The organism is Pseudomonas saudimassiliensis, from assembly GCF_000939975.1.
Lineage (GTDB): Bacteria > Pseudomonadota > Gammaproteobacteria > Pseudomonadales > Pseudomonadaceae > Halopseudomonas > Halopseudomonas saudimassiliensis.
The window spans coordinates 1,258,483-1,272,946 of record NZ_LK391969.1; the positions used below are offsets into that span (position 1 = coordinate 1,258,483).

Consider the following 14,464-nt stretch of genomic DNA (forward strand, 5'->3'; position numbering starts at 1 on the left):
TAACAGGGGAGAAAGTCGAACCGCAGCGGGGGCTGCCGTCGACCCACTTCCTGGGCCTTGTCTGACAGGCGGTATTGGGGGATTTGCGTATGCCATCACGTTCGCCCTTCACTGCATGGCAGGTGGGCTCCTACCCGGAAGCCCCGAACCTCTTCTTCAGTAAAAGCGAGGTCGTGCCATGAGCATATTCAGTCATTTTCAGAACCGATTCGAGACCGTTCAGCAGGAGGAAATGTCCCTGCAGGAGTATCTTGATCTGTGCAAGTCGGACCCCATGACCTACGCTTCCAGCGCCGAGCGCCTGTTGATGGCCATCGGCGAGCCGGAGCTGATCGACACCTCGCTGGATCCACGGCTGTCGCGTATCTTCTCCAACAAGGTGATCAAGCGTTACCCCGCTTTTGCCGACTTCCACGGCATGGAGGATGCGATCGAGCATATCGTTTCCTTTTTCAAGCACGCCGCGCAGGGGCTGGAAGAGAAGAAGCAGATTCTCTACCTGCTGGGTCCGGTCGGCGGCGGTAAATCGTCGATTGCGGAGAAGCTCAAGGCGCTGATGCAGCAGGTGCCCTTTTACGCGATCAAGGGCTCACCGGTGTTCGAATCCCCACTGGGGCTGTTCAACGCCGCCGAAGATGGGCATATCCTCGAGGAGGACTTTGGCATTCCGCGGCGCTACCTGACCAGCATCATGTCCCCCTGGGCGGTGAAACGCCTGCATGAATTCAATGGCGACATCAGCCAGTTCCGGGTGGTCAAGCTGTACCCCTCCATCCTGCAACAGGTCGCCATCGCCAAGACCGAACCGGGCGATGAGAACAACCAGGACATCTCCTCGCTGGTCGGCAAGGTGGATATCCGCAAACTGGAGGAGTTCCCCCAGAACGACCCCGATGCCTACAGCTATTCCGGCGCGCTGTGCCGCGCCAACCAGGGGTTGATGGAGTTCGTCGAGATGTTCAAGGCACCGATCAAGGTGCTGCACCCCCTGCTGACCGCCACCCAGGAAGGCAACTACAACAGCACCGAGGGCCTCGGCGCCATCCCCTTCAATGGCGTGATCCTGGCGCACTCCAACGAATCGGAGTGGCACACCTTCCGCAACAACAAGAACAACGAAGCCTTCATCGACCGGATCTATATCGTCAAGGTGCCCTATTGCCTGCGGGTCAGTGACGAGATCCAGATCTACCAGAAGCTGCTCACCAACAGCTCGCTGGCCAGCGCCCATTGCGCGCCCGACACGCTGAAGATGCTCGCCCAATTCAGTGTGCTGTCGCGCCTGAAGGAGCCGGAAAACTCCAACGTCTACTCGAAGATGCGCATCTACGATGGGGAGAACCTGAAGGACACCGATCCCAAGGCCAAGTCGATCCAGGAGTACCGCGACACCGCGGGGGTGGATGAAGGCATGACCGGCCTGTCGACCCGCTTCGCCTTCAAGATCCTGTCCAAGGTGTTCAACTACGACAATACCGAGGTGGCGGCCAACCCGGTGCACCTGCTGTATGTACTGGAGCAGCAGATCGAGCAGGAGCAGTTCCCGGCCGAGGTCAGTGAGCGCTACCTGCGCTTCCTCAAGGAATACCTGGCACCCCGCTACGTCGAGTTCATCGGCAAGGAGATCCAGACCGCCTATCTGGAGTCCTACAGCGAATACGGCCAGAACATCTTCGATCGCTACGTGCTGTACGCCGACTTCTGGATCCAGGACCAGGAATACCGCGACCCCGACACCGGCGAGATCCTCGACCGCGCGGCCCTCAGCGAGGAGCTGGAAAAGATCGAGAAGCCGGCCGGCATCAGCAACCCGAAGGACTTCCGCAACGAGATCGTCAACTTCGTGCTGCGCGCCCGCGCCCACAACAACGGCAAGAACCCCAGCTGGTTGTCCTACGAGAAGCTGCGCGTGGTGATCGAGAAGAAAATGTTCTCCAACACCGAGGACCTGCTACCGGTTATCAGCTTCAACGCCAAGGCCTCCACCGAGGACCAGAAGAAGCACAACGACTTTGTCACCCGCATGGTCGAACGGGGATATACCGAGAAACAGGTGCGTCTGCTGTCGGAATGGTACCTGCGGGTGCGCAAGGCGCAATAAGGCAGCTGGAAGCTGGAAGCTGGAAGCTGGAAGCTGGAAGCTGGAAGCTGGAAGCCAGGGATGGTACCGCAGGAGCGGCAGACAACAACTGGGGTTGCTTCAGCTTGCTACCTCAAGCTTGAAGCTGGCCGGAGGGGCCTTATGAGTTATGTGATCGACCGTCGTCTGAACGGCAAGAACAAGAGCACGGTCAACCGCCAACGTTTTCTGCGCCGCTACAAGGCGCATATCAAGAAAGCGGTGGAAGAAGCAGTAGGCCGGCGCTCCATTACCGACATCGAGCACGGGGAGCAGATCAGTATCCCCGGGCGGGATATCGATGAACCCATTTTCCATCACGGCCCCGGTGGCCGGCAGACCCGGGTGTTCCCCGGCAATCGCGAGTTTGCTACCGGCGACCGTATCGCCCGCCCCGAGGGCGGCGGCGGAGGCGGTGGCGGCAACCAGGCAGGCAATTCCGGCGAGGGCGAGGACGACTTCGTTTTCCAGATCACCCAGGAGGAGTTCCTCGACTTCATGTTTGAGGACCTGGCGCTGCCCAACCTGATCAAGCGTCACCTGACCGGTACCGACACCTTCCGCACCGTGCGCGCCGGCATCAGCCAGCAGGGCAATCCGTCACGCATTAACATTGTGCGCTCCATGCGCGCGGCCCACGCCCGGCGGATCGCCCTGTCCGGCGGCAGCCGGGCGCGCCTGCGCGCCGCGACCAAGGAGCTCGAACTGCTGCGCCAGCAGCAGCCGGACAACCTGGTGGATATCAAGGCGCTGGAGGAAGAGATCGAGCAGCTGCGCGCCCGGATCGACCGTATCCCCTTCCTGGATACCTTCGACCTGCGCTACAACCTGCTGGTCAAGCAACCCGATCCCAGCTCCCGGGCGGTGATGTTCTGCCTGATGGACGTGTCCGGCTCCATGACCCAGGCGACCAAGGATATTGCCAAGCGCTTCTACATCTTGCTGTACCTGTTTCTGCAGCGAAACTACGAGCGCATCGAAGTGGTCTTCATCCGCCACCACACCAGCGCCAAGGAAGTGGATGAGGAGGAATTTTTCTATTCCCGGGAGACCGGCGGCACCATCGTTTCCAGCGCCCTGCGGATGATGCAGCAGATCATCGCCGATCGCTACTCGCCGGCGGAGTGGAACATCTACTGCGCCCAGGCTTCCGATGGCGACAACTGGAACGATGACTCGCCGATCTGCCGGGAGCTGCTGATCCGCCAGCTGATGCCCGCCATGCAGTATTACTGCTACGTGGAAATCACCCCGCGCGAGCATCAGGCACTGTGGTATGAGTATGAGCAGGTCGCCGAACACTTCCCCGACAGCTTCGCCCAACAGCAGATCGTCGAGGCGGGGGATATCTATCCGGTGTTCCGCAAGCTGTTCCAGAAGAGGATGGCAACATGATCCGACAGCCCATTTCCACCGAATCGGAATGGACCTTCGACCTGATCCGCGAATACGACCGGGAAATCGGGCGCATCGCCCATGAGGTCTACGGCCTGGACACCTATCCCAACCAGATCGAGGTCATTACCGCCGAACAGATGATGGACGCCTACGCCTCGGTGGGTATGCCGCTGGGGTATCACCACTGGTCCTATGGCAAACATTTCCTGCATACGGAAAAGCACTACCAGCGGGGCCAGATGGGCCTGGCCTACGAGATCGTGATCAACTCCGATCCCTGTATCGCCTACCTGATGGAAGAGAACACCATGACCATGCAGGCGCTGGTGATCGCCCACGCCTGCTACGGCCACAACTCCTTCTTCAAGGGCAACTACCTGTTCCGCAGCTGGACCGACGCCGGCTCGATCATCGATTACCTGGTGTTTGCCAAGCAGTACATCGGCCAGTGCGAGGAGCGCTACGGCATCGATGCGGTGGAAGACCTGCTCGACTCCTGCCACGCCCTGATGAACTACGGCGTGGACCGCTACAAGCGGCCCTATCCGGTTTCCGCCGAGGAAGAACGGCGACGCCAACAGGAGCGTGAGGAATACCTGCAGCGGCAGGTCAACGACCTGTGGCGCACCATCCCGGTCAACCCCGATGCCCACAACAAACACCAGGAGGAAGCGCGCTACCCCGCCGAACCCCAGGAAAACCTGCTGTACTTCATCGAGAAGAACGCGCCGCTGCTGGAACCCTGGCAGCGCGAGGTGGTGCGCATCGTGCGCAAGGTGGCGCAGTATTTCTACCCGCAGCGCCAGACCCAGGTGATGAACGAAGGCTGGGCCACCTTCTGGCATTACACCCTGCTCAACCATCTGTACGACGAGGGCAAGGTCACCGACGGCTTCATGATGGAGTTCCTGCAATCGCATACCAGCGTTATCTATCAGCCCTCCTTCGACAGCCAGTGGTTCAGCGGCATCAATCCCTACACGCTGGGCTTTGCCATGATGCAGGACATCCGCCGCATGTGCGAACACCCCACTGCCGAGGACCGCGACTGGTTCCCTGACATCGCCGGCAGTGACTGGCTGGAGACCCTCAAATTCGCCATGCGCACCTTCAAGGATGAAAGCTTTATCCTGCAGTACCTGTCGCCCAGGGTGATCCGCGACCTCAAGCTGTTTGCCATCGTCGATGACGAAAAGGACGACCACCTGGAAGTTGCCGCCATTCATGACGACAACGGCTACCGCCGCGTTCGCGAGCTGCTTGCCGCGCAATACAACCTGGGGAACAACGAGCCGAATATCCAGGTGTGGAAGGTGGATCGTCGGGGTGATCGCTCACTGACCCTGCGCCACCAGCGCCATGACGGCAAACCCCTGGGCGAGACGACCGAGCGGATGATGAAACATCTGCACCGGTTGTGGGGGTTCGATATTCATCTGGTGAGCATGGACGGCGATACCGTCAAGAGCGAGTCCCATATGCCGCCGCGCCCCGCTGCCGGCGAGCAGGCCATCCCCCGCTTCGACATGAATATCCCGCCTATCTGAACCCAGCGGACTCCGCCGCGCTCCTCGGAAGCCAGCCGCCAGCGGCTGGTTTCCGCAGGTTCTTGGCCTGCCGGGCACAATGCCTTACAGTCGCGCCATGAAAACAGATTTCACCACCTACCTGGTTGGCGGCGCCGTGCGCGACCAGCTGCTGGGCATCCCCTGGCACGAACACGACTGGGTCGTGGTCGGCGCTACGCCGGAACAACTAGTCGCGGCCGGCTTTCGCCCGGTGGGGCAGGACTTTCCGGTCTTTCTCCATCCGCAAACCGGCGAAGAATACGCCCTGGCACGGACCGAGCGTAAAAGCGGGCGCGGCTACGGCGGCTTCACCTTCCACGCCACGCCGGATATCACCCTGGAGCAGGATCTGCTGCGCCGCGACCTGACCATCAATGCCATGGCCATGGCGGGCGACGGCACCCTTGTCGACCCCTACGGCGGTCAGCAGGACCTGCAAGACCGGCTGCTGCGCCACGTCTCCCCGGCCTTCGCGGAAGATCCCCTGCGGGTGTTGCGGGTCGCCCGTTTCGCGGCCCGCTATGCGCCGCTGGGCTTTCGCGTCGCGGAGGAAACCATGCAACTGATGCGCGAGCTGGCGGAGTCCGGCGAGCTGCAGGCGCTCACGGCCGAGCGCAGCTGGAAGGAAATCAGCCGGGCGCTGATGGAAACCCGGCCTGATGTTTTCATCCGGGTGTTGCGCGACTGCGGCGCGCTGGCCGAGCTCCTGCCCGAGGTCGATTGCCTGTTTGGCGTCCCGCAACCCGAGGCCCACCACCCGGAAGTCGATACCGGCGAGCATGTTTTGCTGGTGCTGCGCACGGCGGCGGACATGGCCCTGCCGCTGCCCGCCCGCTGGGCCTGCCTGCTCCACGATCTGGGCAAGGGGCGCACCCCGGAGCGGTTCTGGCCCAAGCACCACGGCCATGAAACCAAGGGCCTGGCGGCGGTCAAGGCGGTCAACCAGCGCTGCAAGGCGCCGCGCGACTGCCAGGAGCTGGCGCTGCTGACCTGCGAGTTCCATACCCACTGCCACCGCGCCCTGGAGCTCAAGCCCAGCACCCTGCTGAAACTGTTCAAGGCCTTCGATATCTACCGCCGGCCGGAGCGCTTCGAGCAATTTCTCGGCGCCTGCGAGGCCGATGCCCGCGGCCGCACCGGACTGGAGCAGCGGCCCTACCCGCAGCCGGACTATCTGCGAGGAGCTGCCGCGGCAGCGCGCTCGGCGGATGTGCAGAAACTACTGGAACAGGGACTCAAGGGCGCCGAGTTGGGAACAGGCCTGGAGCAGGAGCGCCTGCGGCTGCTGGCCGAGTATCGTCGGGCAGCGCGCTAAGACCAAAATCGTTGGCAGGTGCTCACCGAGCTGCGGCTCAGGCCGCCCCGCTCCCGGGAGCAGGACTGTGTGCAGGCAGCCGCTCGCGCAGCAGCGCCGTCGGCGTCAGTGCCTGGCCACGCCACTCGAACGGCACAGGCCAGACCTTCTGCTCACCGCGCCAATCGTCCCACAACCGGCCAATGCTCAGCTCGCTGCCGGCTAGCTGCACCGTCGGCGCCAGCAATGCCAGCGGCCAGAGGACGAAGGCGTTGCGGCGGATTTCCGGGCGTGGCAGCAGCACGCCCTCATGGCGCCCTACCAGCTCACCATATAGCAGTACATCAATGTCCAGCGTGATCCGCCCGGGTGAGGCCTGCTCGCGCCGGCCACAGGCTGCCTCGATGGCCTTGAGCGCGGCGTTAAGATCGGCCAGCCCCAGTTGGCAGCGCGCGCCTACCACCAGGTTGTAGAAGCGCGTCCCGAGCATGCCCACGGCATCGCTTTCGAATACCGGGGAAATTTCCAGTGGGCCGAGCAGCTGTTCGAGGGCATCCAGCCCGCGGCGCAGATGATGCTCGCGGTCGGTGTTGCTGCCGATGCCCAGGTAGACGGTGTTCATGGGGCGCGCTGGCCCCGCTCGATGACCACGCCCACGCCGCCGCGGGCTGCCTGCACCGCACCGGGCTTGGTCAGGGTCAGGCGCAGCCAGGGCACCTGGAATTCACCCAGCACCACATCGGCCACCCGCTCGGCGAGGGTTTCGATGAGCTCGAAGCTGGTCGAGCTGACGTATTCGATCAGGCGCTGGCTGACCGCAGCGTAGTCCAGCGTCAGGCGCAGATCGTCCTGGGCTGCCGCTGCGCTGATATCCCAGGCCATCTCCAGGTCCAATACCAGGCGCTGGCGGATGCCGCGCTCCCAATCGTAGACGCCGATGACCGTCTCGACTTCCAGACCTCTGACAAATACCTGATCCACCGTTTGCTCCCATGTCGACTACAATGGCTTTTCAATCAACCCGGCCAGGGACACCATGAACATCGAATTCAATTTGTTGCTGTGTGTGGCCTACCTGCTCGGCTCGATATCCTTCGCTGTGGTGCTGTCGCGCCTGCGCCACCAACCCGACCCGCGCAGCTTCGGCTCCCGCAATCCCGGCGCCAGCAACATGCTGCGCCTGGGCAATCGACCCCTGGCCCTGGCCACCCTGGTCGGCGACATGGGCAAGGGCGCCCTGGCGGTCTGGCTCGCCCGCCACCAGGGGCTTGAGCCACTGCAGCAGGCCTGGGTAGGGCTCGCTGCCGTGGTCGGTCATATCCTGCCCCTGTACCACCGCTTCCAGGGTGGCAAGGGTGTGGCAACGGCGGGCGGTGTGCTCCTGGTGCTGTCCTGGCCAGCGGCACTGGTGGCGGCACTGGCCTGGCTGGGCGCCTTCGCCATCCGCAGCATTGCCTCCCTCGCCTCGCTCGCTGCCTGTATCCTGATGCTGCCCTGGCTGGCCTGGCATAGCCCGGAATTGCAGATCCCCGTCAGCCTCATGGTGCTGGTGATACTGCTGCGCCACCGGTTGAATATTGGTCGGCTGCTTGCCGGTACCGAAAACCGCTTCCGCTCGTGATCAGCTGACGATAGCTGGCAGGGCTTCAAGGGGCCAGCGGGCCCGGGCTTCGAGGCCTGCCCCGTCCTGTTGCCCGGCCAGCAGGCGCTGGCAGCCAGCGTAGGCAATCATGGCGCCGTTATCGGTACAGAACTCGGTACGGGCGTAGAACAGCTCGCCCTTGAGGCCTTGGGCCATGTCTCCGAGGGCCGCACGCAGCCGTCGGTTGGCACTGACGCCGCCAGCAATGACCAGGCGCTTGAGACCGGTCGCCTTCAGGGCTCGCCGGCATTTGATGGTGAGGGTTTCGACCACCGCCTGCTCAAAGGCCAGGGCAATGTCACTGCGGGTCTGCTCGCTCTCATCGCCCTCGGCGACGCAGCGCTGCCAAGTGTTCAGGGTGAAGGTCTTGAGACCGCTGAAACTGAAATCCAGGCCAGGGCGATCAGTCATCGGCCGGGGAAAGACGAACCGCCCCGGCTGCCCCTGTTCGGCCAGGCGGGCGATTTCCGGCCCGCCCGGATACCGCAACCCCATGAGCTTGGCCGTCTTGTCGAAGGCTTCACCGGCGGCGTCGTCCAGGGACTCGCCCAGCAGCTGATACTGGCCGATGCCATCGACCCGCACCAACTGGGTATGGCCGCCGGATACCAGCAGCGCCACAAAGGGAAAGGCCGGCGGCTGCTCTTCCAGCATGGGGGCCAGCAGGTGGCCCTCCATGTGGTGCACGCCCAACGCCGGCACCTGCCAGGCAAAGGCCAGCGCCCTGGCAAAAGCGCCGCCGACCAGCAGCGCGCCCACCAGACCTGGCCCGGCGGTATAGGCAATGCCGTCCACCTCACCGGCGCCAATTCCGGCCCGCTCGCAGACTTCCCGCACCAGCGGTACCAGGCGCTTCACGTGGTCCCGGGAGGCAAGCTCCGGCACCACGCCGCCGTAGATGCGGTGCAGGTCGATCTGACTGAACAGAGCGTCCGCCAGCAGGCCGCGCTCGCTGTCGTACAGCGCAACGCCGGTTTCATCACAGGAGGTTTCAATACCCAGAACACGCATGGAATCAGGAATGCCGGTCAGCTTGGAAAGAGGCGTGCATGATAATGCCCATGCCCGCCCCAGACCAGCCTTTCCTGACCACCGTAGCGGCAGCGGCGCCCGGCTCAGCGGGTATCCTGGAAGCGGTGCGGCTCAGCCGCCAGCGCCAACCCGGCGCCACCGGGGCCGGCGTAGATATTACTGGTGATGTTGGCCGGGGTGGCCAGCAGCTCCACACCGTGGTCTCGGCAGGTCTGCTGCAGCTGGTCGAAGCCGGGCAAGCTGGCCATCTCGTCCAGGTCCATGCCCGCGGTAAACACCACATAGGGCGACAACAGGCCGGCGCGGATGCGGGCACAGGCGTAATCGATCATGCGCTCGACCGCAGCCTCGAAACTGCGCGCCCGGAACACCGGGCCGCCATTATGGCCCTGCCCCCAGATCAGCGGGGTAATCTTCAGATGCCGCGCGAGAAAGGCCGAGGTAGCCGAGACACTCTTCTCACCACGGGACAGGCTGCGCTGGCGGATGTAATCCAGGTTTCGTGGAATGGCGCAGCCATAGATATGCCGGGTAAAATCATCCACCTGCTGGCGCAGCGCGTTCCTGGACACCCCCTGCTTGATCAGATGAACGGTATGCGCCGCCAGCAGCCCCTGGCCGGCGAATACCGTGCGACTGTCAACCACGCGCATGGCGAAGCGCCCTTCCAGTCCGGCCGCCTCCCGATAAGGTTTGTAGTTGGCGATGATGCGGTTCATCGCCCTGGCGATTCCCTGATGCATTGCTGGTTGCCTTCATTGCGCCAGCATTCTGTTTCAAAGCCGAGACAGGCTCAATATAAATCGCTCAATCTGCCCGCGCGTCAGCCGCCGCGCTGAACTAAGCCACCGACCCTTTGCATTTACGCTTCAAAGGCGGTAACATCCGCTCCCCTTGAAATGCATTCGCTCTGATCGTGGTCGGGGCAATTACCCACTGTTTTTGAGAAAGGTACGAAATGCCTGCCGTCAAAGTAAAAGAGAACGAACCCTTCGACGTGGCCCTACGTCGTTTCAAGCGCTCCTGCGAAAAAGCTGGCGTCCTGGCTGAAGTCCGCCGTCGCGAGTTCTACGAGAAGCCTACTACCGAGCGCAAGCGCAAGGCAGCTGCTGCTGTCAAACGTCACGCCAAGAAGCTGCAGCGCGAAAACCGTCGCCGCGAGCGTCTGTACTGAGTTCAGCTGTAACGTCCTGCAGGGCCTGATCCCAGGCCCGCCGAGCGCAACCCGCGCAATGGCAACGGGACAGAACTGACAGAGCACACATTGGTCCGGCCTTCCGGTATTACTGGAAATGGCTGGATTTTTGTGTTGCCTGCGTGTGCTATCATCTTGCCCCGATAGCCACTTGCCCAACCCCCAGACATAGGTGTTGCGGCAGAGCAGGGTCTTCGACCCTGGGTACTCACCACTTTTGCAAGGCAGCATGCATGGCCGGGCTGATCCCGCAGGGTTTCATTGACGATCTTCTTGGACGCACCGACGTGGTCGAAGTGGTCGGCTCACGCCTGAAACTCAAGAAGACCGGCAAGAACTACTCGGCGCTCTGCCCTTTCCACAACGAGAAATCACCCTCCTTCAGCGTCAGCCCCGACAAGCAGTTCTATTACTGCTTCGGCTGCGGTGCCGGCGGCAATGCCATTGGCTTTCTGATGGATTTCGAGCGCCTGGATTTCCCCCAGGCGGTGGAAGAACTGGCGCGCCAGGCCGGCGTGGATGTACCCCGGGAGGAGCGCAGCGACCGCCGCGGCGGGACTCGTCCGTCACGCCAGGACAGCCCGCTGTATCCGGTACTGGAGAATGCCGCCGCCTATTATCGCCAGCAGCTGCGCCATCACGCCCAACGCAAGCGGGCCGTGGATTACCTGCAGCAGCGCGGCCTCACCGGACAAATCGCCAAGCTGTACGATATCGGCTTTGCGCCGCCCGGCTGGAACAACCTGATGGGGCACCTGGCCACAGACAATACCGAAGAGAAGGTATTGATCGAAGCAGGCCTGGTGGTGGAGAACCCCGACAGCGGCAAGCGCTACGACCGCTTCCGCGACCGGATCACTTTCCCTATCCGCGACAGCCGCGGTCGGGTCATCGGTTTCGGCGGCCGGGTGCTGGGCGACGACAAGCCCAAGTACCTGAACTCGCCCGAAACGCAGGTGTTCCACAAGGGGCGAGAACTCTATGGCCTATACGAGGCGCGCAAGCAGAATCGGCAGCTCGACGACATCCTGGTGGTCGAGGGCTACATGGACGTCATTGCCCTGGCCCAGCACGGCGTGACCAACGCCGTCGCCACTCTCGGCACGGCCACCAGTGAGGAACACCTCAAACGGCTGTTCCGCATCGTCAACAGCGTGATCTTCTGCTTCGACGGCGACAATGCCGGGCGTCAGGCCGCCTGGCGCGCCCTACAGTCCTGCTTGCCGGCGCTGGAAGATGGTCGCCATGTGCGCTTCATGTTTTTGCCTGAAGGTCATGATCCGGACAGCCTGATCCGCAGCGAAGGGCATGACGCCTTCCGGGCGCGCATGGTGCAGCAGGCGCAACCGCTGACCGACTACCTGTTCCGCCATCTGGCTGAAGAGGCGCCACCGAACAGCCTGGAGGGCAAGGCCCACCTGGCGACCCTGGCGCTACCGCTGATCGAACAGGTGCCCGGCAGCCTGCTTAGGCGCCTGCTGCGCCAATCCTTGGAAGCACGCACCGGCATGGACCTGGACAGCCTGCCTGCGGCGCCAGCGGTCGAACCGGCCCCGGCACCGGCAGCACCCGACGATTATGGCGCGCCGGCCTGGGACAGCTACGAGCGGCACTATGATGAAACACCGAGCTGGGGCGAGCCGCAGCCCGCGACCACCCGTGCCAGTCGCTCCCAGCGGACACCGCAACGGCCACGGCAGCGCGATACCAGCGGCGTGGAAAGCCCCGTCATGAGCGCGACCCGCACCCTGCTGCACCATCCCCACCTGGCGGGGCTGGCGAAGCAGGCCAGTCAACTGGCGAACGAGGATGACGAAGAAGCCCAGCTGCTGATCGCGCTGATCGATACCCTGCAAAAGAATCCGCAGCTGTCGACCATTGAATTACTGGCCAGATGGCATGGAACGGCGCTGGGCGAGCAGCTCAATCGACTGGCGGAAAAGGAATGGGTACTGAATATTCCCAGTGCCAACCTTGAACAACAATTTTTCGACACCATAACTACACTGATGGCAAGACAGACCGACCGTCAGATTCAATACCTCCTCGACAAGTCGGCTCAAACGCCACTCACCGCCGAGGAAAAACAGCAGCTGCGCGAGCTTCTGGGCAGGCGCCATACACCAACTGCCGAGAGCTGACAATCAGGCCAACTGGCAAGACAGCCTGATTTTGGGTATAATCCGCAGCTTACTTTTTTGCACACCAAGGCATCCACATAGGGTTGTTATGTCCGGAAAAGCGCAACAGCAATCCCGTCTCAAAGAGCTCATTGCCCGCGGTCGCGAGCAGGGCTACTTGACCTACGCGGAAGTCAACGACCATCTGCCGGAGGATATCTCAGATCCGGAACAGGTTGAAGACATCATTCGCATGATCAACGACATGGGAATCACGGTCTTCGAGACTGCACCCGATGCCGATGCTCTTCTGCTCGCCGATAACGACGCCGACGAGGCCGCCGCTGAAGAAGCCGCTGCCGCACTCGCCGCCGTTGAAAGCGACATTGGCCGCACCACCGACCCAGTGCGCATGTACATGCGCGAAATGGGCACCGTCGAGCTGCTGACCCGCGAAGGCGAGATCGAAATCGCCAAACGCATCGAGGAAGGCATCCGCGAGGTGATGGCGGCCATCTCCATGTTCCCCGGCACCGTCGAGGGCATCATTACCGAATACCAGCGCATCGCCGAGGAAGGCGGGCGCCTGTCAGACATCTTCAGCGGTTACATCGACCCTGACGATGACGGCATGTCCGGCACCGACAATGCCATCGTTCCCGGCGAGACACCCAAGCCGAAGAACGACAAGAAGACGGACGACGAAGACGAGGAAGAGGACGAGGAAACCGAAGAGGACGAGGCCGAAGAAGGTGATGGCGGCCCGGATCCGGAACTGGCCCGTCAGCGCTTCGGTGCTATCAACGAGCAGCTGCAGAAGGTCCGCAAGGCGCTCAAGAAGCACGGTCGCCACAGCCCCGAAGGCGTAGCCGAACTGGAAGCGCTGGCCCAGCTGTTCATGCCGATCAAGCTGGTACCCAAGCAGTACGATGCACTGGTCGTGCGTGTTCGCAGCACCCAGGACCACATCCGCGCCCAGGAACGCGCCATCATGCAGCTGTGCGTGCGTGATGCGCGCATGCCCCGTGCCGACTTCCTGCGCAGCTTCCCCGGCAACGAGACCAACGAAGGCTGGATCGATAGCCTGCTGGCTGACAAGCCGCGCTACGCGGCCGAGCTGGAAGCGGTCAAGGCCGACGTACTCCGCGCGCAGAAGAAGCTCATTGCACTGGAAGAAGACGCCCAGCTGAGCATCGCCGACGTCAAGGACATCAACCGTCGCATGTCGATCGGTGAAGCCCGCGCCCGTCGCGCCAAGAAGGAAATGGTCGAGGCCAACCTGCGTCTGGTGATCTCGATTGCCAAGAAATACACCAACCGCGGCCTGCAGTTCCTGGACCTGATTCAGGAAGGCAACATCGGCCTGATGAAGGCGGTGGACAAGTTCGAATACCGCCGCGGCTACAAGTTCTCGACCTATGCCACCTGGTGGATCCGGCAGGCTATCACCCGCTCGATCGCCGACCAGGCCCGCACCATCCGGATTCCGGTGCACATGATCGAGACGATCAACAAGCTCAACCGCATCTCCCGGCAGATGCTCCAGGAAATGGGCCGCGAACCCACCCCGGAAGAGCTTGGCGAGCGCATGGAAATGCCCGAGGACAAGATCCGCAAGGTGCTGAAGATCGCCAAGGAGCCGATCTCCATGGAAACCCCCATCGGTGACGACGAAGACTCGCACCTGGGTGATTTCATCGAGGACGGCGCCATGGAGTCGCCGATCGACTCGGCCACCGTGGAAAGCCTCAAGGAAGCCACCCGCGAAGTGCTGTCCGGCCTCACTGCCCGTGAAGCCAAGGTACTGCGCATGCGCTTCGGCATCGACATGAACACTGACCACACCCTGGAAGAAGTCGGCAAGCAGTTCGACGTCACCCGGGAGCGGATCCGGCAGATCGAAGCCAAGGCCCTGCGCAAGCTGCGTCACCCGACCCGCAGCGATCACCTGCGCAGCTTCCTCGACGAGTAAGCGCCAGCAGTATGAAAAACGCCCGGCTTGCCGGGCGTTTTCATGTCCGCCCACTAATCCGCACAAAATTACGGCTTCGCCTGTCCAGCGTTGCGATCCTCGCCTATTCTGCTTCGCAGCATCC

At 62.6% G+C, this 14,464-nt stretch carries 12 protein-coding genes; 8 read left to right on the forward strand and 4 right to left on the reverse strand.

Annotated features, from left to right (window positions below; translation table 11 throughout):
* Nucleotides 1-178 precede the first annotated feature (178 nt).
* The 4 genes from VG99_RS05950 to VG99_RS05965 all read left to right on the forward strand — a co-directional run bounded on the left by VG99_RS05950 (nucleotide 179) and on the right by VG99_RS05965 (nucleotide 6,400).
* The gene (locus VG99_RS05950) at nucleotides 179-2,101 is read left to right on the forward strand and encodes a PrkA family serine protein kinase (protein WP_044498821.1); all 1,923 of its coding nucleotides are present in this window, start codon (nucleotides 179-181) and stop codon (nucleotides 2,099-2,101) included.
* A 141-nt stretch (nucleotides 2,102-2,242) separates the two neighbouring features.
* On the forward strand, nucleotides 2,243-3,514 hold the full coding sequence (locus VG99_RS05955) for a YeaH/YhbH family protein (protein WP_044498823.1): 1,272 nt from the start codon (nucleotides 2,243-2,245) through the stop codon (nucleotides 3,512-3,514).
* Nucleotides 3,511-5,064 (forward strand): SpoVR family protein, encoded by a 1,554-nt coding sequence (locus VG99_RS05960; protein WP_044498825.1) that lies wholly within the window; start codon nucleotides 3,511-3,513, stop codon nucleotides 5,062-5,064. Before VG99_RS05955 ends, VG99_RS05960 begins: the two co-directional genes overlap by 4 nt.
* 97 nt (nucleotides 5,065-5,161) lie before the next feature.
* Nucleotides 5,162-6,400, forward strand: a complete 1,239-nt coding sequence (locus VG99_RS05965) for a multifunctional CCA addition/repair protein (RefSeq protein WP_044501470.1) — start codon at nucleotides 5,162-5,164, stop codon at nucleotides 6,398-6,400.
* 37 nt (nucleotides 6,401-6,437) lie between these two features.
* Here the strand turns inward: VG99_RS05965 and folK are convergent, their stop codons facing one another.
* Nucleotides 6,438-7,001 carry a 2-amino-4-hydroxy-6-hydroxymethyldihydropteridine diphosphokinase gene (folK, locus tag VG99_RS05970; protein ID WP_044498826.1) on the reverse strand — a complete coding sequence of 188 codons (564 nt, stop codon included), beginning with the start codon at nucleotides 6,999-7,001 and terminating at the stop codon, nucleotides 6,438-6,440.
* Nucleotides 6,998-7,360, reverse strand: a complete 363-nt coding sequence (gene folB / locus VG99_RS05975; protein ID WP_044498827.1) for a dihydroneopterin aldolase — start codon at nucleotides 7,358-7,360, stop codon at nucleotides 6,998-7,000. Before folB ends, folK begins: the two co-directional genes overlap by 4 nt.
* 55 nt (nucleotides 7,361-7,415) lie before the next feature.
* Between folB and plsY the strand changes: the two genes are divergently transcribed.
* The gene (gene plsY / locus VG99_RS05980; protein WP_044498828.1) at nucleotides 7,416-8,000 is read left to right on the forward strand and encodes a glycerol-3-phosphate 1-O-acyltransferase PlsY; all 585 of its coding nucleotides are present in this window, start codon (nucleotides 7,416-7,418) and stop codon (nucleotides 7,998-8,000) included.
* Here plsY and tsaD read toward each other — a convergent pair whose 3' ends face one another.
* Both tsaD and VG99_RS05990 read right to left on the reverse strand, forming a co-directional pair.
* Nucleotides 8,001-9,032, reverse strand: a complete 1,032-nt coding sequence (tsaD, locus tag VG99_RS05985) for a tRNA (adenosine(37)-N6)-threonylcarbamoyltransferase complex transferase subunit TsaD (protein ID WP_044498829.1) — start codon at nucleotides 9,030-9,032, stop codon at nucleotides 8,001-8,003.
* A 104-nt stretch (nucleotides 9,033-9,136) separates the two neighbouring features.
* Nucleotides 9,137-9,796: a DegV family protein gene (locus VG99_RS05990; protein WP_082050000.1), complete on the reverse strand. Its 660-nt coding sequence runs from the start codon at nucleotides 9,794-9,796 to the stop codon at nucleotides 9,137-9,139.
* Nucleotides 9,797-10,011: 215 nt separating this feature from the next.
* Here VG99_RS05990 and rpsU point away from each other — a divergent pair, with 215 nt between their 5' ends.
* From rpsU to rpoD, 3 genes are all read left to right on the forward strand, one after another.
* Nucleotides 10,012-10,227 carry a 30S ribosomal protein S21 gene (gene rpsU, locus VG99_RS05995; protein WP_036989131.1) on the forward strand — a complete coding sequence of 72 codons (216 nt, stop codon included), beginning with the start codon at nucleotides 10,012-10,014 and terminating at the stop codon, nucleotides 10,225-10,227.
* 254 nt (nucleotides 10,228-10,481) lie between these two features.
* Nucleotides 10,482-12,389, forward strand: coding sequence for a DNA primase (gene dnaG / locus VG99_RS06000; RefSeq protein ID WP_044498830.1), 1,908 nt, complete (start codon nucleotides 10,482-10,484; stop codon nucleotides 12,387-12,389).
* An 88-nt stretch (nucleotides 12,390-12,477) separates the two neighbouring features.
* Nucleotides 12,478-14,340 (forward strand): RNA polymerase sigma factor RpoD, encoded by a 1,863-nt coding sequence (gene rpoD, locus VG99_RS06005; RefSeq protein WP_044498831.1) that lies wholly within the window; start codon nucleotides 12,478-12,480, stop codon nucleotides 14,338-14,340.
* Nucleotides 14,341-14,464 lie beyond the last annotated feature (124 nt).